We start from the raw sequence: 25,130 nt of genomic DNA on the forward strand, positions 1-25,130 counted from the left end.
GCTCAGTCTCCCAGTTCTTCAAGGCTGTCGACGTAACGCAAACCCTTTTCCGCCAGGCGCGCGCGCATGTTGTAGATGTCCAGACCCAGTTCGCCCTTGGCCAGGCGCAGGGCCTTCTGTTCCTCCAGGTCGGCGCGGGCGCGACTGGCTTCGACGACTTGCAGCAGCTCGGTGCGTCGCACGACCACCACACCATCGTCATCAGCAACCACCACGTCACCCGGATGGACCAGTTGCCCACCGCACACCAGCGGCAGGTTGACCGAGCCCAAGGTTTCTTTAATTGTGCCTTGCGCGCTGATGGCGCGGGACCAGACCGGGAAGTCCATTTCGCGCAGAGTGTGGGTGTCGCGCACGCCCGCATCAATTACCAGCGCCCGAACGCCGTGGGCCTTGAGCGAGGTGGCCAGCAGGTCGCCGAAGTAGCCGTCGGTGCACGGCGAACTTGGCGCAACCACGAGAATATCGCCGGGCCGGCATTGTTCGACGGCCACGTGGAACATCCAGTTGTCGCCCGGAGCGACCAGTACCGTGATGGCTGAACCACTGATCACCGAGCCTTGTTGAATCGGTCTGATCGAAGCCGCGAACAGTCCTTTGCGACCCTGCGCTTCATGAATGGTCGCCACGCCGAAGCGTTTCAACTCATCGACCAGCACCGCTTCGGCCCGCTGAACATTGCGCACGACAACGCCTGTCTTGCCGATATGTTCGCTCATCCCAGATTCTCCGTGACGCGCGGAAAAATACTCTGGTAACCCTCGGCATAGACGATGTTGCGGGTTGAGGTGATCCCGACATTACGTTTGGCTTGTACACCACGTTGCTGGGCAACGCGCGTGTAGTACTCCCACAAATGCTCCTGCCCGGCCATGCACTGGATGGCAGCGTACTTCTTGTCCCAGACATCAGTGATGTCGAGCAATACATCGGGGCGCCATTCGCATTGCTCGGGCTGGTGTGGCTCGAAACTGTAGACCGGCGGTGCGCCGACGATTTTCTCACCCGGTTTATAGCCTTCGGCCTGGGCGATGATGCGCGCCTCCTGCGTGAGGTTCATGGCCAGCGGGTGATCGTAGTTGTACGGGTCCTTGAGCGAGTGGCTGAGAACGAACTCCGGTTGCACCCGGCGAAAAACATCGGCTAGACGGAACAAGGTTTCCTTGTCGGCGCGCATCGGGTAATCGCCGATATCGAAGAACTCGACACTGGCTCCGAGAATGTCGGCGGCGGCCAGAGCCTCTTCGCGACGTGCGGCTTTGACCTTGTCTTCGCTCATCTCGCCCTTGCGCCACAGCTTGGCGGATTCGCCGCGCTCACCGAACGACAGGCAGACGATGTGAACGTGGTAACCCTGCTGTGCATGCAGAGCGATGGCGCCACCGGCACGCCAGACAAAATCGGCTGAGTGGGCGCTGACAACCAGCGCGTTTTTGGTTGAATCGATCATTGCGGATTCTCCTCTTGCGTTGCGAAAGAGCATCGCATCGCCCCCCGCCGACGGAGTAATGCGTTCGAGTGTTCGAGGTATGCGTTTTTTTTATTGCCACTCAAACATGCCGGCGGCATAGTCGCCTGAACCGCCGATCCGCAGAGTCCTCGCCCGATGGAAAACCCCGAACTGCCAAATCTGATGCACGTGCGTGCCTTCGTCCGCGTAGCTGATCACGGCAGCGTCTCCAAGGCATCAGTCGCGCTGTACCGAGCGCAATCAGTGGTCACCCGCTCCATATCGGAATTTGAAGCCCGCCTGGGCGTGACGCTGTTCGAGCGCCACGCCAACGGTATGCGCCTGACCAATTTCGGAGAGCGTTTGCTGCCCCGAGCGCGACGGGTGCTGGCGGAGCTTGGGAGCGTGCCGACATTGCTCGGCCTAGGTGAAAAAGCCGCGATTGAACCGCTTTATCTGTTCCAGGCGCGACGCCTGCAAGTGTTCATCAAACTCTGTGAAACCCACCATATGCAGACCGTGGCCAGTCTGCTGGGCCTGAGCCAACCGGCCGTCAGTTCGACGCTGAAAGTGCTGGAAAACGGCTGCGGCCAATCGCTGTTCGAGCGCACGCCACGCGGCTTGCAGCCGACCCGCGCCAGTCATGACATCCTGTTTGCAATCCGCCGTGCGCTGAACGAGTTGCGCCATATCGACACCGACATCACCGCCCTTCACGGCGCCTTGCACGGTGTTGTACACGTCGGTGCCCTGCCCCTCGGCCGCACGCGTATCCTGCCCGAGGCCATCGTGCGCCTGATGGCAGAGCATCCCGGCATTCAAGTGATCACCAATGAAAGTCCCTTCGACCTGCTGGCGACCGAGTTGCGTGCCGGCGATGTGGATTTCATTTTGGGTGCGCTGCGTTCATCGACCTATGCCAGCGACCTGGTCGGCGAGTCACTGCTGACGGAAGAAATGGTCGTGCTTGCGCGGCGTGATCATCCGCTCTGCGGCAACGGCGATTTGCAGAATCATCTGGGCAACGCGCGCTGGGTATTGCCTCGCGCCGGCTCACCGGCGCGGACGATGCTCGAGGAATGCTTCGCCGGTTTCGGCATTCCGGCGCCTTCCCCGGTGGTGGAAAGCGCCGACATGGCGATCATTCGCGGACTGTTGTTACGCTCGGACATGCTCGCAGCCGTTTCAGCCCATCAACTGGAACAGGAGATCGCGTCCGGCGAGTTGTGCATTTTGCCGCTGGAATTGAAACAGACTGCCAGAGCCATTGGCCTGACCTACCGCAGCGGCTGCCTGCACTCACCGGTGGCGCAGGCGTTGATGGAAATGATCCGCCGGGTGATCCGAACTCAGGCCAATGAAGCGGTTAAAGCAGGCTCAACGGATAGCTGATGATCAAGCGATTCTCGTCGAACTCATTGCTGCTGTAATCCCGGCGAATGCTCGAGTTGCGCCAGCGCAGGTTGAGGTTCTTGAACGCACCGCTTTGCAGCGTGTAGCCCAACTCGGATTCGCGCCCCCATTCCTTGCCGTCGGTGACGGCCCCGCTATGCACATCGTCGCCGCTGATGTAACGGTTCATCAGGGTCAGACCGGGCACGCCAAGGACGGCGAAGTTGTAGTCATGGCGCAGTTGCCAGGATTTCTCCCGCGCATTGTCGTAACTGTTGTTGTAGCTGTCGTTGGCCAGCGTTCCGCCGCTGGTGCCGTTGACTCTCATCCAGGCATCGTCGCCGCTGAGCTTTTGCAAACCGAGGTAAAACGTGTTGCCGCCGTAGCGTGCCGACAGCAATGCCGAGAACGTACGGTTGTCCAGATCGCCTGCGCGGGCACTGCCATCCTCGCGCCCCCAGAAGTAGCCAAGATTGGCGCCCAGCGTCCAGTCACCCAGTGGTTGGCTATGAACCAATTGCAGATATTGTTGCTGGTAGATGTCCTTTAGCTGAGCATTCCACACGCCGATCATCGTGCGTTTTTCGTTGAACGCGTATTCGCCGCCGACGAAGTTGAAACGGTCAGAGGTAAACGCGGTTTTGCCCTGCATGAACATGTCTTCCATGCTTGAATCGTTGCGCGGACTGTTCTGCCGGAACTGACCGCCATACAAGGTCAACCCGGCGATATCCTGAGAAGTGACCTGCCCGCCACGAAAGGTTTGTGGCAACGAGCGACCGTCGTCGGAACGCAATATCGGCAACACCGGCATCCACTCGCCGAGCTTGATTTCGGTCTTGCCGACTTTCATTTTCCCGGCGACAGCCAGGCGACCAAATTGATCGGCAGGTCGGCCATCACTGTCCAGCGGCAGTAATTGCGTACCACCCGTGCCTTGCCCACCGTCAAGCTTCAGCGAATACAGGCCCAGCACATCCACACCGAAGCCGACGGTGCCTTGGGTGAATCCCGAGCGGAAATCGAGAATGAAATTCTGCGTCCACTCCTCGGCTTTGCCCTGCGCATTGGCCGGGTTGGTGAAGTTGCGATTGATGTAGAAGTTGCGCAGGTTGAGATTGGCGCTGGCGTCTTCCACAAAGCCTGCGGCGCTGGCCTCGACAGGCAGAACACAAACGGCGGACAGCGTGAAGACTACGCGAGTATTGGCGGTGATTTTCATTGTTATTGTTATCCATTTTTTTTGGGATGAAGCAGTCCGCTACGCCCGCATGAACCGGGCGCAGTGAAGTCATTCAAGGGTGTTGCGAAGCGGCCCGGAACGAGCCGCCGATGACGCCGTGACGTTAGCGCGGGGCCTTGCCCGCTACCGAATAGAGCACCTGCTGATTACGGGTTTTCATGAATTCCTCAAGGCTTTGTCCGCGCATTGCCGCGTAGATCTGCAGATTCGGCACCCCGACCACGGCAGCGAGTTTTTCCAGCACGAAAAAAATCGCCCCGTAGTGAATCAATCCGCGCCAGTCGCGGCGGCGCAGCAGATCCCGCTCTTCATCACTCAGTCCTGCTTCATCGAACAGCGCCTCGGGTTGGTCAAGGAAACGCTGACGCCAGTGCGGCTCGATCATGCGATGCAAAAACTTGTTCAACCGATAGCCCTTGGCGCTGCGTTCCAGGGTGAACGGATAGGTGCCTTCGAGCTTCTCGATACCCGCCAACTGATGCTGCATGTGCTGCAAGTGCCGCGCGATGACGTCGACGGGAACGGGCCTGTCCTGATTTTCCAGCAACAGTGTGGCAATGCCGGTCATCGACGGCAGGTAGTAATCCTGGTGCAGGTTTTTCACCGTGGCAGACAGCGCGCCGCGCATGATCAGCCAGGTGATCACTTCCGAACCTTCCATGCCCCCCAGCGCGGCGTACTCGGCGTGGGTCATTTCGGTCAGGCGCTCGGGATCGTTGACCAACAGATCAATGAACTGCTGGTCCCACTCCGGGTTGTTGAAACCACAGCGTTCGCCGTGCACCTGGTGGGAAACGCCGCCGGTCGCGACGATGGCCACTTTCAAGTCCTCGGGGTAGCTTTCGATCGCCCGGCGCAGCGCCTGGCCCAACTTGTAGCAGCGCCGCGCACTCGGCACCGGGAACTGCAACACGCCAACCTGCAGCGGCACGATCTCCACCGGCCAGTCCGGCTCGCACGGCAACAGTGCCGACATCGGCGAGAAGAAGCCATGATCGAGCGGCTTGTCACGGAAGAAACTCATGTCGAACTCATCCGCTACCAGGCTCTCGCCGATGTGCCGCGACAGCGCCGCATGGCCAGCGATCCCCGGCAACTCGCGTGGATTACCGCCCTCATCGGCGACTTCGTAACGCTCATCGACACCGAGGGAAAATGCACCATAGTGATCAAAGAAAAACGACGTCACGTGGTCATTGAAGATATAGAACAGCACATCCGGCTGCTGCTCCTTCAGCCACACCTTGATCGGCTCGAAGCCACGGAAGATCGGCGCCCAGGCGGCCTCATGCTGCTTGTCGTGATCAACCGCAAAGCCGATGGTCGGGGTGTGAGATACAGCAAGGCCACCAATGATGCGTGCCATAACGAGTTCCTTTGTCGAAAAAGATTAATGCGTCAGCAAGGCCCGATTGACTCGGCGCCGTGCATGACCGTTGGCCATGATCGCCAGTGCAGCGATAAAGGCAGGCACGCTCAACAGGGCAAACAGCAGCGGCAACCCCAGCCCGAGGCTGAGCACCGCGCCACCGATGAGTGAACCAAAGATAGCCCCGAAGCGGCCGATACCCAGCATCCAGCTGACGCCCGTGGCGCGGCAATCTGTCGGGTAGTACCCCGGCGCGAAAGCATTGAGGCCGGTTTGCGCCCCACTCATGCAGAAACCTGCCGCCACCACGCCGAACGCCAGCAGACTGGATTCAAGGCTGAAGGCGCCCAGCAGCAGAATGAAAGCGCCACCCAGTGCGTAGGACGTGGCAATTACCGCGTTCGGATTGCGCCGGTCCATCGCCCAGCCAACTGCGATGGCGCCGACGGTACCGCCAATCTGGAACAGGCCGGTGATGGTCGCGGCGCGTTCGATGGACAGTCCACCTTCACGCAGCAGGGTCGGCATCCAGCCCATGGTCAGGTAGATCACCAGCAACCCCATGAAGTAAGTCGCCCACAAAGCGAGCGTGCCGAAGCGATAGCTTTCGGTGAACAACAAGCGCAGCGGTGCTTTTTGCTGAGCCTGCGGTTCGGCGATGACAAATTTCGTCGTTGCGCTAAACGTGCCGCCCAGCTTGTTCAGCACCTTGGCGATCTGGCTGACGGGCGCGTTGCGTGCGGCGAGAAAACGCGCCGACTCAGGCAGCAACAGCCACATCAAGGGCAGCAGCAACATCGGCAGAATCCCGCCGGCGAGCAACACCGACTGCCAGCCGTGATGGGGAATCAACCACGCGGCGAGAAATCCGCCCAGCCCCGACCCCATGTTGAACCCGGTGAACATGATCGTGATGAACAGTGACCGATTGCGTTCCGGCAAATACTCGGACAGCAGTGTGGTGGTGTTGGGCAACGCTGCGCCCAGCGCCACACCGGTCAGCAGACGCAAGGCAGCCAGCTCGTAGGGATTACGTGCAAAGGCGCATGCCAAGCTCAGCACACTGAAGCCAGTCACTGCCGTCAGTAGCACCTTTTTGCGGCCGATTCGGTCGGCGTAAGGGCCAGCGGTCAGCGCGCCGATCGCCAGCCCAACCATGCCCGCGCTCATCACCGGGCCAAACGCCGCTTTCGAAAGCCCCCACTCTTGAATCAGCGAGGGGGCAATAAACCCCATCACCGCGACGTCGAAGCCATCGAAAAGCACTATGAAAAAACATAAACCCATAATCAGCCACTGGTACGGCACCACTTTTCGGTTGTCGATCCACGCTTTGATATCGACCGTTTCACTACTCATGCTGTCACCTTCTTATTTTTGTAGAAGTCCCGACGGACAAGGCCTGTAAGTAGACCGTCCACGCTGAACGATGACGGTGACTGTAAAGCCGCAGGTATACCGCCCGCCTCTGGGAAATCCTTAAGCAGGTATCGGTTTTTCTTATCGGGGGATCAACAGAGATAAGCTGAGCTTGGCAGAGCGAGGGTTGATGACCGTGGCGCGAGCGGCCGCTAGAGGATGACAAAATGCCAACAGCCCTTATGTAACCCAAAAACACGCCGATACCGTGCTGCAGCACGGAAGCACCGCAGCAGCACTTACTTCATGGACGGCAGGAGCCCGAACAATGTTGGAATACCTCTGGCGCAGCATCCACTCCCCGGACTACTTGCCCAACGTACTGGACTGGATGCTCCATATTCTCCTCAGCCCGTTCATGGTGATCATGTGCCTGATTGTCGGCGCGCTGGCCGGCAAATGGTGGAGAGCACTGCCCTACGGCAGTCTGACTTGTTATGTGGTCTTTCTGAGCCGGTCTTCTTTCTATCGGTGGGAAAGCATTTTCCCCGTAGCCGGTCTGCCTGCACTGGCAATCGATGGCGCGCTATTGGCGCTCCTCGGCTTCTATTTGAAAGGCGTACTAAGAACTCGCTCTGAAGCAAACCCCGAAGGCCATTGGCTGCGCAGGCTTTATCAAGGCCTTAAGGTCGTCATGCTGACAGTCATGGTGATTTTCTGGGGAGTCGTCGTGCTGTTTGTCGTGGTCTTCACTGTCTCGGTCGCTACCCAACCGTCATTGGCGCACTGAGCAGCCTTCTACTGGCCAGGGTCTGTACGAAAAAGTGCCCGGTGGTTAGCGTTCAAATCGTCCAGACGCTGGACGCTTTTTTCCACTCGTAGCCCCTACAAGCTGACGCCATTCGCGCCAATGCGAACGCTGAACGCCTCGTATTTGCCTAAGGCCTGTCGCCTGAGTAGAATGCGATTAATTATCAATCATGTACTTTCCGGGGATTCGATGCGCAGCGATGAAACGCTAGGTACTGCAGATCTAGGGCTGCTCTATCGCACCCACCACTCGTGGTTACACGGCTGGCTGATCCGACGCATTGGATGTCGCGATAACGCAGCAGATTTGGCGCAGGACACCTTCGTACGTCTGCTCAAATCCCGTCAGACCAGCCCCTTGCGCGAACCACGTGCCTATTTGAGCAGTATCGCCCGCGGACTGATGATTGATCAGTATCGTCGTCGCGAACTCGAACGTGCCTACCTGGAAAGCGTCACGTTGCTGCCTCAACACGAGGTTCCCTCGGAAGAAAGCCGGCTGCTGATTCTTGATGCGCTGGAGCGCATAGACCGCATGCTCAGCATGCTTAAACCAAGGGTTCGTCAGGCGTTTTTATTCGCCCGACTCGACGGTCTGACATGCGCGCAAATAGCCGAAAAGCTCGGTGTTTCCCGGGCGACGATTGAGCGCGACCTGGCCACGGCCCTGCAACACTGCTATCGCTTGCGTTATGTCGAGGCCTGAGCCGCAGGCGCTCGATCCGGCCATTGTTGAGCAGGCGATCCAATGGCTGGTGCGCCTGCGCTTCAATCAAGCCGATGAACAAACACAGCACTCTTTTGAGCACTGGCTGCAGCAGCGCCCAGAGCATGTGTTGGCGTGGCAGCGTGTGGAAACGCTTGGGGATGAATTTGCCGGCGTACCCGCTCAACTGGCGCGACAAACCCTTGATGGCAGCCATCAGGGAATGCGGCGGCGGGACAGCCTGAAGCTACTGGGCATATTGGCCACCGTTGGCACGGCAGCCTGGCTCGGCCAGGACTACACACCCGTACCCGCCATGCTTGCGCAGCAGCGCAGCAGCACCGGCGAGCAACGACGCTTCCAACTCGATGATGGCAGCCTTATCCAGCTCAATAGCGATAGCGCCGTCGACAGCGATTTCGACGCCCAGCGACGCCTGATCATCCTGCGACGGGGTGAAATCATCGTGAATGTCGGCGCCGATCAACACTCGCCGCAAGCGCGACCGTTCTGGGTGCAATCACGTGACGGGATCATGCGCGCTCACAGTTCGCGCTTTCTGGCACGCGAGCTGGACGAAGGCACGCTGGTCGCGGCTCAGGAAGGATCAGTCACAGTGTTCCCCGGCGCCAGTCAAAGTCCTGCAAGCCGCAGCGTTCAGGCAGGCAATCAACTGCTGTTTACCTCAAGCAGCGCCCGAACGTTCAGCGACAACGGCCTCGATTTGTGGAGCTGGGGTGACGGAGTGATCAGTGCGCGCCATATGCGCCTCAAGGATTTCATCGTGGAGTTGTCGCGCTATCGCCCCGGGGTATTGCGCTGCGCCGAAGAGGTCGCGGATCGCCGCGTTTCCGGCACCTTCCAGCTCGGCGACAACGATCAGGTTCTGGCACTGATCGCGCAGTCACTGCGCTTGCACATTGATTACCGAACCCGTTACTGGGTAACCGTGACCGCTGCGACCTGAGCCCATCAAAACCACCTAAAAAATAATGAGGTGGTTTCTCATTATCGTTCGACCTCTAAGGAAGGCCGGAATACAGGCCAGTCTGTCGATGTCCTTTCTTGGAGCGAGAAAATGAGTTCGTCCCCGGTTTCACAGCGCCATCCATTAAATCGTGCCTTGCAGGGTGCGATGCTGGGTTTGATCGTCAGCAGCTACGCATTGCCATCACTGGCGCAAACGTCGAGCGCTGACCACAGCAATCAAGTCAAGCAATGGAACATCGCTGCCGGCCCACTGGCGCCGGCGCTTGATCGCTTTGCGCGCGAGGCCGGCATCAGTCTTTCCTTCGACGCGTCGAGTGTTGCGAACCGCACCACTGCCGGCGTGAATGGCTCGCTCGATACGTCGGCAGCGCTGTCATCGTTGCTGCAGGGGAGCCAATTGCAGATCGAACAGCAAGGCCCGAATGCTTACTTGCTGATCCCTCAAGCCAAGACCGCCGGCCCGCTGGAACTCGACGCAACGGATGTAGAGGACTACCGCCTTGCCCCCCTCATCATCAATGCCAAGGTCAGGGTCAGTGCCGACGACGACGCCAACTCGGTGGTCGCCAAGGAACTCTGGGTTGGCGGAAAAGTGGCAACCAGCATTCTCAACACACCGGCATCGGTATCAGTTGTTACCAACAAGGAAATGGAGCAACGCAGCGTCAGCACCACGGAAGAGGCGCTGCAATACACGCCCGGCGTGATCACTGACTTCTACGGTACGGATGACCGCAATGACTATTTCCAGATCCGCGGCTTCCAGGCCACCACTTACCGTGACGGCTTGACCCTGAGTTCGATGCGCGGCGTACGCGAAGATCCATTCGCTTATGAGCGCATCGAGATTCTGCGCGGCGCCAACTCCACCCTGTTTGGCCCGGCGGACCCTGGGGGCTCGGTAAACTTCGTGAGCAAACAGCCGCGCTTCGAGCAGTTTGGCCAAGGCTATGTGACCTACGGATCGTTTGATCATGTCGAGACAGGTATCGACGTGGGGGATGCACTGAACGACGAGAAAACCTTGGCCGGCCGATTTACTGCCAAAGGCCAAAACAGCGACCGCGAGTACGATCACTCGCAGGACGATAACCAGTTGTTTATGGGTGGCCTGACCTGGGCACCGACGGATTACACGTCGGCGACGATGATTCTGGACTACCTGAAAACCGAAAGTTCGCCCAACAGTGGCGGTTATCCGCTGGACAAGGAATACGACCGCAGCAAGTTTTATGGCGAGCCCAGCTACAACTTTCACGATGTCGAGCGCACCAGTCTCAGCGGTAACGTCACCCATGACTTCGACAACGGCTTCGTACTGCGCAGCAATCTGCGTTACAGCAAGTTGACCGATGATTTTGGCTACGTTTACCTCAGCGACAGCGCCGCACGTGTCGGTACCACCGTTGACCGCTATCAGTTTGGAACGGACACCGAAGCCGACCAGTTCAACGGCAATCTGATGCTGCAATACGATGCCCGCTTCGAGAACATCGACAGCAGCAGCCTGGTGGGTGTGGAGTACCTTGATTCGACCACCAAGGAAAGCTCGGTCTACGCCCCGACGACCTCGATTGACATTGCCAACCCCGTGTTTACTGGCGTCTCACGCTCAATCGCGCCATATGCCGTCAACAAGCGAGACGCGACCACCAAGGCCGTATTCCTTCAGCAGAACCTGTCGTTCTACGAGCGTTTCATCGTCACCGGCGGTGTGCGCAACGACTCGATGGACCTGACCAGCAAAGGTTTGCAATCCACAGAGAAAGACACTTTCTCCGAAACCTCCTACCGAGGTGCGTTGACCTATATCGTCAACGACGAGGTGTCCACTTATATCAGCATGGTGGAATCGGTCTCGCCGCCGCAGGTTGGCGTCACCCCGCAGACGGGCCGGCAGTACGAAGTGGGCGTGAAGTATGCGCCGATGGGGATGGACGCACTGTTCTCCGCAGCCGTTTATGACCTGACCCAGGAAAACGTCACCATCGCTGTGGTGCTGCCGAGCGGCATCATTGAGCAACAGACCGTGGGCGAGTCGCGGGCGCGTGGCCTCGACCTGGAGGCGAAAGCGCAGGTGACGCAGAACCTCAGCCTGATCGGTGGTTATTCCTATATGGAGTCCGAAGTACTGCGCGGTTCGTTATACGACGGCAGTTCGCTGAAGGGTAATGAGTTCTCCACGGCACCCAAGCATTCCGCTTCGCTCTGGAGCTATTACGACGTGCCCGCGACTGATGTCAGCGTTGGCTTGGGGGCGCGCTACGTCGGTTCTTATTACTTCGATGCCGCCAACTCCGACAAAAGCGATGGCACCACGCTGTTCGACGCCGCCTTCAACTACAAGATCGCCAAAGGCACCGACCTTGCGGTGAACCTCAGCAACCTGTTCGATGAGCAGCACGTGGTCGGTTCCGGCACGGCGAACTTCTACAACCCGGGTCGCGAGATTACCGCCAAAGTGAGTTACAAGTGGTAAGCAGGCGTGTAGGCCTTTTTCCCATATAGAAAGCAGTGCCCGCTTAACCGCGGGCACCGTCAATTCTAGCGATCGAAGACTCGGTCAAGTCTGGCTTTATTGGGTCAACGAGCTGCGCCAGTACATATGCTGAAAACTGACGTTCTACACTCGCCCAATTTCAGATGGGCATCAAGCTCCCGCCGGCGCATTCGCCTCGACAAGATGAACCTCCGTGGCATTGCGCCCCGCCACCCAGGCCAGCACTGACGCGACAACCAACACCGCAGCACTGAGCTCGAATGTGGCTTTGTATCCGCTCAGGTCAAAAGCCAGACCACCAATGATCGCGCCTCCGGCGATCGCCAGTTGCACAATGGCCACGAGCAAGCCGCCTCCGGCTTCCGCATCATCCGGCAGCGTCTGCGCCAGCCATGTCCACCAGCCGACCGGCGCGGCCGTGGCAACCAGTCCCCAGAGGCCGAGCAACACGGCGGTCAGCACCGGTGATTTGCCGAAGCTGACCAACGCCAGCGCGATGGCCGCCATGATCAGCGGGATGATGGTCAGCGTGCGATAGAGGCCGCGGCCCATGAACCGTTCGATCAAAAAAGTGCCGATAAAACCGGCCAGTCCCAACCCCAGCAGCATCAAGGACAAGGTTGAGACACTGACGCCCGTCACGCCTTCAAGAAAGGGACGCAGATAGGTGAACAGCATGAACTGGCCCATGAAAAAGACGCTGACGGCGACCATGCCCAAGGCCACTGGCAATTGCTTCATCAGCCGCAAGACGTTGCCGCTACCGGCCTGGCGTTCCGCCTTAAAGGACGGCAGGCTGATCAGCAGCCACACGGCGGCCAGCACTGCGACCGGAACCACACAGAAGAATGCCCCACGCCAGCCGATCAGCGAGCCGAGAAAGCTCCCTGCCGGAGCGGCGATGACCGTGGCCAGCGCGTTACCGCCATTGACGATGGCCAGCGCTCGCGAAACCTGTTCACGCTTCACCAGGCGCATTGCGGTCGCCGCCGACAATGACCAGAAACCACCAATCGCGATCCCGATCAGCGCACGTCCGAACATGAATGACGGGTAGCCCGGCGCGACCGCAACGACCGTACCGGAGACGATCATCAGCAAGGTCAGGCCCAGCAGCAATTTCTTGCGTTCGATGCGCGCGGCGACCGAGGCAATCAGCAGGCTGGTGATCAGGGCAAAGGCACCGGACACGGAAATGCCCTGCCCGGCCTGGCCTTCGGTGATATGCAGGTCGGCTGCAATCGGCGTCAGCAGACTGACGGGCATGAATTCTGAAGCGACCAAAGCGAATGCGGCCAGCGACATGGCCAGCACAGCGCTCCAGCCGCCTGTTCTTTTAGAAGGATCTGTAGAAGGAAACGTCATGGGAACTACCTGTGGTGCGAAAAACCTGTGGGTGTGATGCGCAGGGGCAAGCAGTTTGACGCCCATCCGGGCACTGCCCCTGTAACAGATAGACACATTCTCCCGGTCAATCCGGCCCTTCCCTAGCGCATTCCTCTTGAATGCTTGCCTGATCCTCTGGCGATGCAGGGTGATGGATAGGAAACGTCTCGCGCGCGGATTAGAGTTCAGTCAACAGGAGTGACCCGACATGATCCCAACCCCTCTGCCCGAGGAATCGCCTTTGGCGTTGCACATTGACCCGCGCGTGAGTGCGCCGGGTGACTTCGCCACGGCCATACCCGGACTGTCGCTGTTTCGTCGCGACCAGCCAGCGCCGCCCGTGGTGTGCATGATCGAACCCAGCCTGATTCTCGTCGGTCGCGGCGAAAAACGTTTGTGGGTCGGTGGTGAAGGCTACAGCTATGACCCTTCACGGTTTCTGGTGACTTCGCTGGATCTGCCCGCCAACTCCGAAGTGATGCTTGCCAGCCCCGAGCGGCCCTGTGTCGGCCTCGTACTGAAGCTGGATGTCAGCATGCTCGCTGAGGTCATCACCAAGAGCGGCTTGCCGGCCAAGCGGCAGCCAGCAACGGGCACGGGCGCCGCGATTGGCAGTCTGTCGTCTGCCCTGGAAGGCGCACTCGATCGCCTGCTGGCATTGCTTGATGAACCCGAGGCGATCCCCGTGCTGGCGCCGCTGATTCTGCGCGAAATCCACTATCGGCTGCTGCACACCGATCAAGGCGCACGGCTGCGGCAGATCACGGCCGTCGATGGCCAGGGTTACCGCATTGCCAAGGCCATCGACTGGCTCAAGGTCAACTACACCGATGCCCTGCGCATCGACGATCTCGCCGCGCGGGTGCAGATGAGCGCGCCGACCTTTCACCATCATTTTCGCCAGCTCACCGGCATGAGTCCGCTGCAGTACCAGAAATGGCTGCGGCTCAACGAAGCGCGACGGCTGATGCTGGTAGAACGCCTGGACGTTTCGCGAGCGGCGTTTGCGGTCGGCTATGAAAGTCCTTCGCAGTTCAGCCGCGAATATGCCCGGCTGTTCGGCACCGCGCCGAGTCGTGACATCGCCCTATTGCGCGGGCAGCCATTCGAGGCAGAAGCGCTCGGCACAGTCGCGAATTAAACGAAAAACGCGGATGCGCCTCGCCGCGTGTCACCGCTCATAACAATGCACGTCAACCGATGATCAGCGGGTGAATCATGGAACTACGAATCAACCAGAAGACCTATCAGGTCGATGCCGACGCCGATACGCCCTTGCTCTGGGTGATCCGCGATGATCTGGGCATGACCGGGACCAAGTACGGCTGCGGACTGGCGCAATGCGGCGCCTGCTCGGTGCTGGTGGATGGCAACGTCGTGCGCTCGTGCGTCACACCGGTGGCGGGTGTCGTCGGTCGCGAGGTCACCACGATTGAGGCGATCGAAAGCGATGACGTGGGCAAACGGGTGGTCTCGACCTGGGTCGATCTGCAGGTCGCGCAGTGCGGCTACTGCCAGTCCGGGCAGGTGATGGCCGCCACTGCGCTGCTCAAACAAAACCCTAAACCGAGTGATGCGCAGATCGAGGCAGCGATGGTCAATCTGTGCCGCTGCGGTACTTACAACGCGATTCATGCAGCCGTGCATGAACTGGCCGGCAAGGGAGAAGCGTGATGAACGTTCGTATCGACCCTTCACAGCAAGCCTCGGTATTGGATCTGCACGAACCGATCAATGTTTCGCGCAGACGTTTTCTCACCGGTACCGCCGTCGGCGCTCTGGTTCTCGGCTTCGGTCTGCCGCTTGGTGCGACACGCGTGCAAGCTGCCGTTGCAACGGCGACGGCTGAGCGCGGCACGCAGGTCCCGGCGTTTCTCGAGATCCGTCCGGACAATCGCGTGCGTTTGCTCTGCCCGTTCATGGAAGGCGGACAAGGCACTTTCACGGCAATGGCGCAGATTGTCGGTGAAGAACTGGATGCCGACCCGGCGACCTTCCTGGTCGAAGCGGCGCCGCCCGGCGAAGCCTATGTGGTGTTAGAAAACGGCATGCGCATCACTGGCGGCAGCATGTCGGTGCGCATGAGTTACCCGGTGATGCGCCGCCTCGGCGCCCTTGCCCGCGCCATGTTATTGCAGGCGGGTGCGCAGCAACTTGGCGTACCAGTGAGCGAGTTGAGCACCGAGCCAGGCAAAGTCGTGCACGCCAAGTCGGGCCGCTCGCTGGCTTACGGTGAACTGGCCGAACGCGCGATGGATCTGCCGGTTCCCGATCCGGCCTCCGTGAAGCTGCGTGATCCGAGCCAGTTCCGCTGGATCGGCAAACCGGTGAAGCGCCTCGATGCTTACGACAAGTCCACCGGCAAGGCGCTGTACAGCATCGATCTGAAGGTCGACGACATGCTCCATGCCGCCGTGCAACATGCCCCGCGCCTGGGCATGACGGTCGGCACTTTGCGCAACGAAGAGCAGGTCAAGGCAATGAAAGGCGTGCATTCCGTGCATCGTCTGCCGGGTGCCGTGGCGGTAGTCGCCGAGCGCTGGTGGCACGCCAAACGTGCTGTCGAGGCGATCCAGGTCGACTGGCAAGAGCCAACGGCCGACAGCAAAGTGCGGCCGATGCCCGCCGACTTTTCCAGCGATGCCTGGTTCAAGCGCCTCGCGGAAGATAAAGGCCCGGCCAAAGATGATGAACATGAAGGCGACGTGGCGGCGATTCTCAAGGAAACCAAGACCCGGATCGACGCCACTTACCACAACCAATACCTGAACCACGGGCAGTTGGAGCCGCCGTCGGCACTGGCGCGATTCAACCCGGACGGTTCGCTGGAAGTCTGGTTGCCGAATCAGGCGCCGGACATGTTCCGTGCGGACATCGCCAAACGCACGGGCCTCGATATTTCGCGCATCACCTTGCATTCGCCGCTGCTGGGCGGGTTCTTTGGCCGGCATTTCCTCTACGATTCGGCCAGTCCCTATCCGCAGGCGATCGCGCTGGCGCAAGCGGTTGGCCGCCCGGTCAAACTGATCTGGAGTCGCGAAGAAGAGTTCCTGCGTGACGTGCTTCGTCCCGTTGCCGCAGTGAATTTCCGTGCCGCACTGGACAGCGACGGCTGGCCGCTGGCAATCGAAGCGATCAGTGCCACCGAAGGCCCGACCGAAGCCCTCGCCGGCAAGCAGGGTGAGAAGCTCGATCCGACGGCACTTGAAGGCTTGTCCGGCAAGTCTTACGCGATCCCTAACAAGCGCATCGCGCAGATCTACGTCAAAGGCCCGGCCATGCTCGGTTACTGGCGTTCGGTGGGCAATTCGCTCAACGACTTCTTCTATGAATCGTTCCTCGACGAACTGGCCGACAAGGGCGGCAAAGACCCGTTCGATTTGCGCCTGCATCTGTTACGCGACAACAAACGCCTGACCACTCTGCTGCAAGCAGTGGGTGAACTGTCCGGTGGCTGGAAGCGCGGGCCGTTTACCGCCGAGGATGGCAGTAAACGTGCGCGCGGCGTGGCCATGGCTTCACCGTTCGGTACAGAGACGGCGGTGATCGCCGAGGTGTCCATCGAGAACGGCCAAGTCAAGGTGCACGATATCTGGCAAGCGATTGACCCGGGCAGCATCGTCAACCCGGCGATTGTCGAAGCGCAGGTCAATGGCGCCGTGGCGCTGGGGCTGTCGCAAACCCTGGTGGAAGAAGCCGTGTGGATTGATGGCAAACCCCGGGCGCGCAACTACGACTTGTATCCGATCCTGCCGCCTGCGCGGATGGCTCGGGTCCATGTGCGTGTGGTCGAGAGTGGCGAAAAAATGGGTGGCATCGGTGAACCGCCGCTGCCTGCGGTCGCGCCCGCCGTCGCTAACGCGGTGGCAAGGCTAACCGGTCAGCGGGTGCGCAGCCTGCCCATGAGCCGACACACCTTCACTTGATCAGCGCCGGAGCGTCCATGAATAACAGCCGATTCGCAAGAACCGCTGGCTGGCTGGCAGTGCCGTGCCTGGTCGCGGCAGGCCTGCTGGCCTGGTATGTCACTCGCGAGCCTGTCTCGCGCCTTGAAACCCATCAGATCGCCGTTGCTGACATCGATCCGGCACTGGTCGCCCGTGGCGAATACGTCGCCCGACTCAGCGATTGCGTGGCCTGCCACAGCGTGCCAGGGGGCGCGCCATTCGCTGGCGGCCTGGAAATGGCCACACCGCTGGGCTCAATCCATGCGACCAATATCACCCCGGACACGGAAACCGGCATCGGCCACTACAGCCTGGCGGACTTCGACCGAGCGGTGCGCCACGGCGTGGCGCCCGACAGTCGCCGTCTGTACCCGGCGATGCCCTACCCGTCCTACGCCAAGCTCAGTGATGACGATGTGCGTGCGCTGTATGCGTTCTTCATGAAAGGCGTGGCGCCGGTGAAACAGGCGAACATCCCCAGTGCGATTCCGTTTCCACTGAACCTGCGCTGGCCGATTGCGCTGTGGAATGGCGTGTTTGTCGACGCCGAGCCTTATGCGGCGAAACCTTCGCAGGATGAACAGTGGAACCGTGGCGCTTACCTCGTTCAAGGCGCCGGGCATTGCGGTAGTTGCCACACGCCGCGCGGTTTGGCGTTCAACGAAAAGGCACTGGATGAGGCCGGTAAGCCATACCTCGCTGGCGCTTTGCTCGATGGCTGGTACGCACCGAGCCTGCGTGATGATCACAACACCGGGCTGGGCCGCTGGAGCGAACCGGAGATCGTCCAGTTCCTCAAGACCGGTCGCAACAAACATGCGGTGGTCTACGGCTCGATGACCGAAGCATTCAACAACTCCACGCAGTTCATGACCGATGACGATCTGACCGCGATTGCCCACTACCTGAAGTCCTTGCCTGGCGACCGCCAGCGCGATGGCGAGCCTTGGCAGTATCAAGCCGTTTCGGCGGCGGAGCGTCTCGACTCGCCCGGTGCTCATACCTACGTGACGCGCTGTGCTTCCTGCCATGGTCTGGACGGCAAGGGCCAGTCCGAATGGATGCCGCCGCTGGCCGGCGCGACTTCTGCACTGGCCAAGGAAAGCGCCTCGGCGATCAACATCACCCTCAATGGCTCGCAGCGTGTCGTCGCGGCTGGCGTGCCGGATGCCTATCGCATGCCGGCCTTCCGTGAACAGCTGTCGGATCAGCAGATCGCCGAAGTGCTGACCTTCATGCGCAGCACCTGGGGCAACCAAAGCACTGCGGTTGATGCGCAGACGGTGGGCAAACTGCGTGAACACACCGATCCGGCCAGCAGCAGCCCGATCATTCTGCAGATGCGCTAAGAGGAGACACTGATGGAAAGCATCGACTTGCTGGTCCTGCGCACAGCGCGGGACTGGCTTGCCGCTGGCGAGCGTGTATTGCTCGCCACGGTGGCGCGCACCTGGGGTTCTTCACCGCGTCCGACCGGTTCGATGATGGCTTTGCGTGACGATGGTCGCGTGGTGGGCAGTGTGTCCGGCGGCTGCATCGAGGACGATCTGATCCATCGCTATACCACGGCCCATGGCGGCAGCGCTTTTAGCGACAGCGCGCCGCAAGTGGTGCGCTATGGCGTCAGCGCCGATGAAGCGCATCGCTTTGGCTTGCCGTGCGGTGGCACGCTTGAACTGATCCTTGAGTTCAACCCGGCGTGGCAGTCGCTCGATGAACTGCTGACGCAACTGGACGCCGGGCAACTGGTTCGCCGTCGTCTGGCGTTGGAGTCTGGTCAGGTGATGCTCGAACCGACCGCAACGCCGGAACAGTTCAGCTTCGATGGCGTGCAGATGCTCAACACCTTGGGGCCGGGCTATCGAATGCTGATGATCGGTGCCGGCGCGCTGGCCGAGTATCTGGCGACCATGGCCTTGTTCAACGGTTTCAAGGTGGCGGTGTGCGATCCGCGTCCCGAGTACATCGAGACTTGGGCGGTAGACGGTGTGGAGCGCATTGTCGGCATGCCGGACGACGTGGTCCGCGACTTCGCGGTCGATCTGCGCACCTGCATCGTCGCCTTGAGTCATGACCCCAAACTCGACGATCTGGCCTTGCTCGAAGCGCTGCACGGCCCGGCGTTCTACATCGGTGCCATCGGCTCGCGGCGCAACAGCCAGCTGCGTCGCGAACGCCTGATCGAGCATTTTGGCGAGACCGAGGCGTCGCTTGCGCGTCTACACGGGCCGATCGGCCTCTACATCGGCAGCAAGACGCCTGCGGAAATCGCCGTCAGCGTGATGGCCGAGATTCTTGCGGCGAAGAATGGCGCCCAGCTGCCGCAAGCGTTCTCCATCGTCAGGGCCAAAGCGCTCGCTGAATGAGCCGCGCTGCTACTCTGCGACGGCGTTATCGGCAGGCAACGAAGCGAGCATTTCTGCGCGGCATACCTCAAGAATCTCGTCTGCCAGCGCGGAATCATCCGGGCAGGCACGCGACAGGATAATCGCGCCGACGGCCCGCGACAGCAGGTCAATCATCTTCTTGCGCCCCTCACCCGCCTCGGCATCCGGCCCGCTCGGGTATTTCTCGCCCAGGGTTTGCAGGGTGTGCTCAATGCCCTCGGCAAACGTCGCTTTCACCTCAGCCGACTGACGCGCCGCGTCGCCGCCCAACGCGGCCATGGTGCAACCGTCGCCGCGTCCGTCGCGATGTTCTCTGTTCACATAGACGTTGATGAAGCCCGGAACATCCAGCGCTTGAGCGGCTGTCAGCGATTTGGCCAGACTGCACGCCGAGGCTTCGGCCATCAGGTCGGCTTTCGACCCGAAGTGTTTATAGAAACCACCATGGGTGAAACCGGCGGCCGCCATGAGGTCCGCCACGCCGACGCCGTCAAAGCCGCGCTCACGGAACAGCTCTGAGGCGGTTTCAACGATGTGTTCTCGATTGGCCTGCGCCTGGGCCTTGGTCACTCTCACGTGCAATACCTCGTGTTTCCGGGGAAATCCTGCGTCCGATGATACATAGATGTTGGCCATAATCAAAACCGTTGACAGTTTAGATTTAGATCATCATCCTAATTGCTCGCACCATCGATCTTCATCAACGGGCACGGAACAACCTCAATCGCCGCTGGCTGAATCGAGCATCAGCGCAAGCTGAGCGCGTTCTGCTTCTCACACCCTCAAAGAGAGATAAACCATGAGCACTCGCCCTACTGTTCTGATCACTGGCGCCTCCACCGGCATCGGCGCGGTCTACGCCGAACGCTTTGCGCAACGCGGCCACGATCTGGTGCTGGTCGCCCGCGATCAGGCGCGCCTGGATGCACTGGCTGCGCGCTTGCGCAGCGAACATGACGTCGCCGTCGATGTGATCCCGGCGGACCTGACCCAACCCGGCGATCTGACCACTGTTGAAAACCGCCTGCGCGACGATGCCCGTATCGGCGTCCTCGTCAATAACGCTGGCGCGGCGCTGTCCGGCCATTTCGTCGAGCAAAGCACCGATAAAGTGGCGCAACTGGTCGCCCTCAACACCACCGCACTGGTGCGGCTTGCCAGCGCCATCGCTCCACGCCTGGCCAAGGCCGGTGACGGTGCGATCATCAACATCGGTTCGGTGGTGGGCCTCGCACCGGAGTTCGGCATGACGGTCTACGGCGCGACCAAGGCGTTTGTATTGTTCCTGTCCCAAGGACTGAGCCTGGAACTGTCGCCTCAGGGTGTCTACGTGCAGGCCGTGTTGCCGGCCGCCACACGCACGGAAATCTGGGATCGCTCCGGCGTCGACATCAACACCTTGAGCGAAATCATGGAGGTGGGTGATCTGGTGGATGCTGCGCTCGTCGGCTTCGATCGTCGCGAACCGGTGACCATTCCGCCGCTGCACGAAGCAGAGCGCTGGGATGCCCTGCAGGGCTCACGGCTGGGCCTGATCGGGCAAATCCGCCAATCTGAGGTTGCCCAGCGCTACCAGACGCCAGAGTGATCTTCAGCTAGCGAGCATGCGTTGCGGATTCGATGCAGTCACAAGGCACTGCATCGAATCCGCAACGCACCGACTACCATCCGTACACCGACAAGAGCCGCACCTCGATGAAAGCTTTTTTGATTGATCGCTATGGCAAACACCCCGGGCGCATCGGCGAAGCGCCGTTCCCGGCAGTGGGTTCTCACGACGTCTTGATCGAGGTCCATGCCAGCAGCGTCAACGTGCTGGACTCGAAGATCAGCACCGGCGAATTCAAGTTGATCCTCCCCTACGCGTTTCCATTGATTCTGGGCAACGATCTGGCAGGCGTGGTGACTGAAGTCGGCACGCAAGTGACACGCTTCAAACCGGGAGACGAGGTGTACGCTCGCCCACCCGAAGCACGAATCGGCACCTTCGCTGAGTTGATCGCCGTGAACGAAAATGCGATTGCCCTCAAACCGGCCAATACCGACATGGCACAGGCTGCTTCCCTGCCCTTGGTGGCACTGACCGCCTGGCAAGTGCTGGTCGAAACCGCCCAGCTGAAAAAAGGCCAGAAAGTACTGATTCACGCCGGCTCCGGCGGCGTCGGCACCGTTGCCATTCAGCTTGCCAAACACCTCGGCGCCTTTGTCGCCACAACCACCAGCACCGCGAATGTCGAATGGGTCAAGGCGCTAGGGGCTGACGTGGTGATCGATTACAAACAGCAGAACTTCGAAAGTGTCTTGCACGACTACGACGTGGTGTTGAACAGCCTCGGTTCTGATGTCCTGGAGAAGTCAATCAAGGTGCTCAAGCCCGGTGGCCAGCTGATTTCCATCTCTGGGCCACCCACCGCGCAATTCGCACAGGAGCAAGGTTTGTCTTGGCCCTTGCAGCAGGTCATGCGCCTGTTGAGCCTCGGCATTCGGCGCAAGGCACGCAAGCAGGACGTCAATTACGCATTCGTGTTCATGCGCGCCAACGGCGCCCAACTGCAGCAGATCAGCGCACTGGTCGAGGCCGGCATCATCAAACCGGTGATTGATCGAACGTTCCCCTTTGAATCTACAGCAGAGGCGTTGAAATACGTCGAGCAGGGACGCGCCAAGGGCAAGGTCGTTGTTTCGATCAAATGACGATTCCGGCTATTGCTGAGTCATCTATGGAAATCCGCTCACGGCGTTCTTCGACAGGTCATAGAACCCCTCCCGGCAAGAAGGGTCTGCTCTCTTATAACCTCTCAGGAATACCCCCATGTCCGCGCAACGCAACCTCGTACTCCTCGCTCGGGGAGGCTATGCCGCCCGAGGAATGCTTTATCTGATCATCGGTATCTTTGCGTTGCTGGCAGCCCAGGATTCGACTAAACCGAAGGACAGCCACAAGAGTCTGGAAGCCTTGTTAGGCCAGCCATTCGGCTATTTTCTGGTTGGACTTGTCGTGGCGGGACTGCTCGCATTTGCCGCCTGGCGTGTCCTGCAGGCAACGCGTGATGTCGATCATCACGGCACAAAACTCAAAGGTCTGGTGATCCGCACAGGGTTGTTTGTGGGAGGTCTGGTCAACGGTGCTCTGGCGTTCTTTGCATTGGGCCTGCTCATCAGCGGGATTAAAAGCTCGGGCAATTCCGCAGGACAAACCAAAGACTGGCTGGCGAATCTTCTGTCCTGGGAACATTCGAACTGGCTGGTGTACCTGATCGCCCTCGTGCCGCTCGGTGTAGGCATTGCTCACATCATCAAGGGCTGGAAAGCGTCGTTCGAGAAGTATTTCGAGGCCGACGAAGAGGTCATGCGCTACGTCCGCCCGGTCTCGCGGTTTGGCCTGATCGCGCGCGGCGTCGTGTTTATCGAGATCGCATTGCTCCTGGCAATCAGCGGCTCTACCTATCGGGCCATGGATCCCCCGGGTATGAAGGAAGCGCTCGATGCGCTGCAGAATCTACCCGCTGGCTGGCTGATCTTGATGGTAATAGCCCTGGGGCTGATGGCGTTCTCGGTCTACAGTCTGTCGGAAGCTTGCTGGCGCAAGATCAATATGGATGTGCCAGGCGTATCGAGCACATAGCGTGTAACGTCTTTGCCGGTGATCACTCGGGCGCTGCATCGATGAGCGAACCTTTCCCCCGAAAACAGCGTCCGAGCTAAAGCGTTAACGCTTACCGCTCGCCACGAGGTTTCCGTTTGAAAGCTGCCATCGTCAGAAAATACCGATTGATCATCAAAACGCTGGGCTACGTCGGCTGGGCCTTGTTCTGGCTGTTGCTCTGGGACATCGCTGTCACTGTCGACTTCATGTTGTTTCTCAACACCAAGCTGAATTTACCCCTCATGCCCCTGACTTTATTGGGTTCGGCGTTGATTGTGTTGATCAGTTTCCGCAACAGCAGCGCCTACAACCGCTGGTGGGAAGCACGGACGCTGTGGGGTTCGATGATCAACAATTCGCGCAGTTTCGCCCGGCAGGTGCTGACGTTGCTGGATGACGCTGACAACGAGGTCAATCCGGTCAAGTCGACTCTATTACGCCGCCACGTCGCCTATGTGAATTGCCTCGCAGCGCATTTGCAAGGCCAGCCTTGCCCTGAGGAAGTCCGCGCGTTCATTCCCGCCGAGGAGTTCGCCCGCAGCGGCACCACCAATAACTTTGCCAACGACATCCTCACTGGCTCGGCGACTTTGCTCGCTCGGGAATACAAGGCCGGGCGCCTCGACAGCATTCGCCTGGCGCGGCTGGAATCGACGCTGGTGGACTTGTCCAACAGCCAGGGTGGCATGGAGCGGATTGCGAATACGCCGCTGCCCTACCCTTATGTGTATTTTCCGCGGCTGTTTATTTCGCTGTTCTGCCTGATCGTACCGATCGGACTAGTGGAATCCCTGGGCTGGTTCACGCCGCTGGCGTCGACCGTGGTGGGCTTTATGCTGCTGGCCATCGAGCGCATCGGCACCGATCTGCAAAGTCCGTTTCGCCACAGCGAGCATCAGATTCAGATGGAAGCGCTGTGCGAAACCATCGAGAAGAACCTGCAGTCGATGCAGCGTGACTCCCTGGGTGACGTGCGCAGGCTTGCAGAGAACGCTTGAGGTGCGGCAATCGGGAACCGTCAGGATGTCTGACGGTTTCCAAATCAATCAGAACGCCGCACAACATCGCCTGGTTGTGCCCCGCGCTCCTGCTTCTGCCGTAGCGCTCACTGTCATCCCCCCCTTCCCGCTCCTCGCGCCACCTCACATTTTGCGATGTGAGGTTTTCGCATCTGCATAAAAAAGATTGCCGATTCATTGTCAGGTGATTTTTTTCAGCCTATCTTCAATAAAACCTATACAAAGCACTTCATTGCGTACAACTCTTTCGCTATGGATTGGCCTCACGCACAGCACTGCCGCGAGCACCTTGAATGAACCCACTATTAGCCAGCCATTACCGTGAAATTCTCGTCGGCGTCGGTGAGAACCCCGAGCGCGAAGGTCTGTTGGACACACCCCAGCGCGCCGCCAAAGCGATGCAGTACCTGTGCAATGGCTACACGATGAGCCTGGAAGACGTCACCAACGGTGCCCTGTTCGAGTCGCAGAGCGATGAAATGGTGATCGTCAGCGACATCGAGCTGTATTCCTTGTGCGAGCACCACATGCTGCCCTTTATCGGCAAGGCACATGTCGCGTACATCCCCACCGGCCGGGTCCTGGGGCTGTCGAAGGTCGCGCGGGTGGTAGACATGTTCGCGCGGCGCCTGCAGATCCAGGAAAACCTCACGCGGCAGATTGCCGACGCCATTCAGCAGATCACCGATGCCGCCGGTGTGGCGGTGGTCATTGAAGCGCGGCACATGTGCATGATGATGCGCGGCGTTGAGAAGCAGAATTCGGTCATGACCTCCTCCGTGATGCTGGGGGCTTTCCGGGATAGTTCGACGACACGGCAGGAATTTCTGCAACTGATCGGGCGGCGATAAAGCTATACAGAGGACAGTCACTGTACAAGCCGACAGTTCGAATCTCACCCTCTTCACTTGTGTGTTTCAGGGAGT

At 59.8% G+C, this 25,130-nt stretch carries 22 protein-coding genes; 15 read left to right on the forward strand and 7 right to left on the reverse strand.

Translation table 11 applies throughout. The features are described 5' to 3' along the window. Nucleotides 1–2 precede the first annotated feature (2 nt). Together J0G10_RS16025 and galB are read right to left on the reverse strand one after the other, a co-directional pair. The gene (locus J0G10_RS16025) at nt 3–719 is read right to left on the reverse strand and encodes a 4-carboxy-4-hydroxy-2-oxoadipate aldolase/oxaloacetate decarboxylase (protein ID WP_220556204.1); all 717 of its coding nucleotides are present in this window, start codon (nt 717–719) and stop codon (nt 3–5) included. Continuing rightward, complete coding sequence (gene galB, locus J0G10_RS16030) at nt 716–1,450, reverse strand: 4-oxalmesaconate hydratase (RefSeq protein ID WP_220556205.1); 735 nt, start codon at nt 1,448–1,450, stop codon at nt 716–718. The genes J0G10_RS16025 and galB overlap by 4 nt, the downstream gene beginning before the upstream one ends. 156 nt (nt 1,451–1,606) lie before the next feature. On the opposite strand from galB, the gene J0G10_RS16035 reads away from it, so the two are divergent. Further along, the gene (locus J0G10_RS16035) at nt 1,607–2,842 is read left to right on the forward strand and encodes a LysR family transcriptional regulator (protein ID WP_220556206.1); all 1,236 of its coding nucleotides are present in this window, start codon (nt 1,607–1,609) and stop codon (nt 2,840–2,842) included. Here the strand turns inward: J0G10_RS16035 and J0G10_RS16040 are convergent. The 3 genes from J0G10_RS16040 to J0G10_RS16050 form a co-directional block, all read right to left on the reverse strand. Beyond that, nucleotides 2,817–4,064, reverse strand: coding sequence for an OprD family porin (locus J0G10_RS16040; protein ID WP_220556207.1), 1,248 nt, complete (start codon nt 4,062–4,064; stop codon nt 2,817–2,819). The genes J0G10_RS16035 and J0G10_RS16040 overlap by 26 nt on opposite strands. A gap of 124 nt (nt 4,065–4,188) precedes the next feature. Then, nucleotides 4,189–5,451 carry a gallate dioxygenase gene (locus J0G10_RS16045; protein WP_102899740.1) on the reverse strand — a complete coding sequence of 421 codons (1,263 nt, stop codon included), beginning with the start codon at nt 5,449–5,451 and terminating at the stop codon, nt 4,189–4,191. Between the two features lie 24 nt (nt 5,452–5,475). Then, entirely contained in the window at nt 5,476–6,813 is a 1,338-nt protein-coding gene (locus tag J0G10_RS16050; protein WP_220556208.1) for an MFS transporter, read from the reverse strand. A 328-nt stretch (nt 6,814–7,141) separates the two neighbouring features. Here J0G10_RS16050 and J0G10_RS16055 point away from each other — a divergent pair, with 328 nt between their 5' ends. The 4 genes from J0G10_RS16055 (at nt 7,142) to J0G10_RS16070 (ending at nt 11,798) form a co-directional block, all read left to right on the forward strand. Beyond that, nucleotides 7,142–7,603 carry a hypothetical protein gene (locus tag J0G10_RS16055; RefSeq protein WP_220556209.1) on the forward strand — a complete coding sequence of 154 codons (462 nt, stop codon included), beginning with the start codon at nt 7,142–7,144 and terminating at the stop codon, nt 7,601–7,603. A 210-nt stretch (nt 7,604–7,813) separates the two neighbouring features. Next, entirely contained in the window at nt 7,814–8,329 is a 516-nt protein-coding gene (locus J0G10_RS16060) for a sigma-70 family RNA polymerase sigma factor (protein WP_102899737.1), read from the forward strand. Next, nucleotides 8,316–9,296, forward strand: coding sequence for a FecR domain-containing protein (locus tag J0G10_RS16065; protein WP_220556210.1), 981 nt, complete (start codon nt 8,316–8,318; stop codon nt 9,294–9,296). The genes J0G10_RS16060 and J0G10_RS16065 overlap by 14 nt, the downstream gene beginning before the upstream one ends. A 111-nt stretch (nt 9,297–9,407) precedes the next feature. Beyond that, on the forward strand, nt 9,408–11,798 hold the full coding sequence (locus J0G10_RS16070) for a TonB-dependent siderophore receptor (RefSeq protein ID WP_220556211.1): 2,391 nt from the start codon (nt 9,408–9,410) through the stop codon (nt 11,796–11,798). 171 nt (nt 11,799–11,969) lie between these two features. Here J0G10_RS16070 and J0G10_RS16075 read toward each other — a convergent pair whose 3' ends face one another. Further along, nucleotides 11,970–13,184, reverse strand: coding sequence for an MFS transporter (locus J0G10_RS16075; protein WP_220558869.1), 1,215 nt, complete (start codon nt 13,182–13,184; stop codon nt 11,970–11,972). 229 nt (nt 13,185–13,413) lie between these two features. On the opposite strand from J0G10_RS16075, the gene J0G10_RS16080 reads away from it, so the two are divergent. From J0G10_RS16080 to J0G10_RS16100, 5 genes are all read left to right on the forward strand, one after another. Beyond that, nucleotides 13,414–14,346: an AraC family transcriptional regulator gene (locus J0G10_RS16080; RefSeq protein ID WP_095049014.1), complete on the forward strand. Its 933-nt coding sequence runs from the start codon at nt 13,414–13,416 to the stop codon at nt 14,344–14,346. 77 nt (nt 14,347–14,423) lie between these two features. After that, nucleotides 14,424–14,879, forward strand: coding sequence for a (2Fe-2S)-binding protein (locus J0G10_RS16085; RefSeq protein WP_007955170.1), 456 nt, complete (start codon nt 14,424–14,426; stop codon nt 14,877–14,879). After that, the gene (locus tag J0G10_RS16090; protein ID WP_220556212.1) at nt 14,879–17,131 is read left to right on the forward strand and encodes a xanthine dehydrogenase family protein molybdopterin-binding subunit; all 2,253 of its coding nucleotides are present in this window, start codon (nt 14,879–14,881) and stop codon (nt 17,129–17,131) included. The genes J0G10_RS16085 and J0G10_RS16090 overlap by 1 nt, the downstream gene beginning before the upstream one ends. A 17-nt stretch (nt 17,132–17,148) precedes the next feature. After that, nucleotides 17,149–18,501 (forward strand): c-type cytochrome, encoded by a 1,353-nt coding sequence (locus tag J0G10_RS16095; RefSeq protein WP_095049016.1) that lies wholly within the window; start codon nt 17,149–17,151, stop codon nt 18,499–18,501. 12 nt (nt 18,502–18,513) lie between these two features. Further along, a complete protein-coding gene (locus J0G10_RS16100) occupies nt 18,514–19,518 on the forward strand; it encodes an XdhC family protein (protein WP_095126014.1) in 1,005 nt (334 codons plus the stop codon). Between the two features lie 9 nt (nt 19,519–19,527). Here J0G10_RS16100 and J0G10_RS16105 read toward each other — a convergent pair whose 3' ends face one another. Then, nucleotides 19,528–20,115 (reverse strand): TetR family transcriptional regulator, encoded by a 588-nt coding sequence (locus J0G10_RS16105; protein WP_220556213.1) that lies wholly within the window; start codon nt 20,113–20,115, stop codon nt 19,528–19,530. Between the two features lie 223 nt (nt 20,116–20,338). Between J0G10_RS16105 and J0G10_RS16110 the strand changes: the two genes are divergently transcribed. The 5 genes from J0G10_RS16110 to folE all read left to right on the forward strand — a co-directional run bounded on the left by J0G10_RS16110 (nt 20,339) and on the right by folE (nt 25,055). Continuing rightward, complete coding sequence (locus J0G10_RS16110) at nt 20,339–21,127, forward strand: SDR family NAD(P)-dependent oxidoreductase (RefSeq protein ID WP_220556214.1); 789 nt, start codon at nt 20,339–20,341, stop codon at nt 21,125–21,127. Nucleotides 21,128–21,234: 107 nt separating this feature from the next. After that, complete coding sequence (locus J0G10_RS16115) at nt 21,235–22,233, forward strand: NADP-dependent oxidoreductase (RefSeq protein WP_220558870.1); 999 nt, start codon at nt 21,235–21,237, stop codon at nt 22,231–22,233. Between the two features lie 118 nt (nt 22,234–22,351). Next, a complete protein-coding gene (locus J0G10_RS16120) occupies nt 22,352–23,164 on the forward strand; it encodes a DUF1206 domain-containing protein (protein ID WP_095049019.1) in 813 nt (270 codons plus the stop codon). A 116-nt stretch (nt 23,165–23,280) separates the two neighbouring features. Next, nucleotides 23,281–24,183, forward strand: coding sequence for a bestrophin family protein (locus tag J0G10_RS16125; protein WP_095049020.1), 903 nt, complete (start codon nt 23,281–23,283; stop codon nt 24,181–24,183). A gap of 314 nt (nt 24,184–24,497) precedes the next feature. After that, entirely contained in the window at nt 24,498–25,055 is a 558-nt protein-coding gene (gene folE, locus J0G10_RS16130) for a GTP cyclohydrolase I FolE (protein WP_034154114.1), read from the forward strand. The last annotated feature ends 75 nt before the right edge of the window (nt 25,056–25,130 follow it).

Source organism: Pseudomonas germanica (assembly GCF_019614655.1).
Lineage (GTDB): Bacteria > Pseudomonadota > Gammaproteobacteria > Pseudomonadales > Pseudomonadaceae > Aquipseudomonas > Aquipseudomonas neuropathica.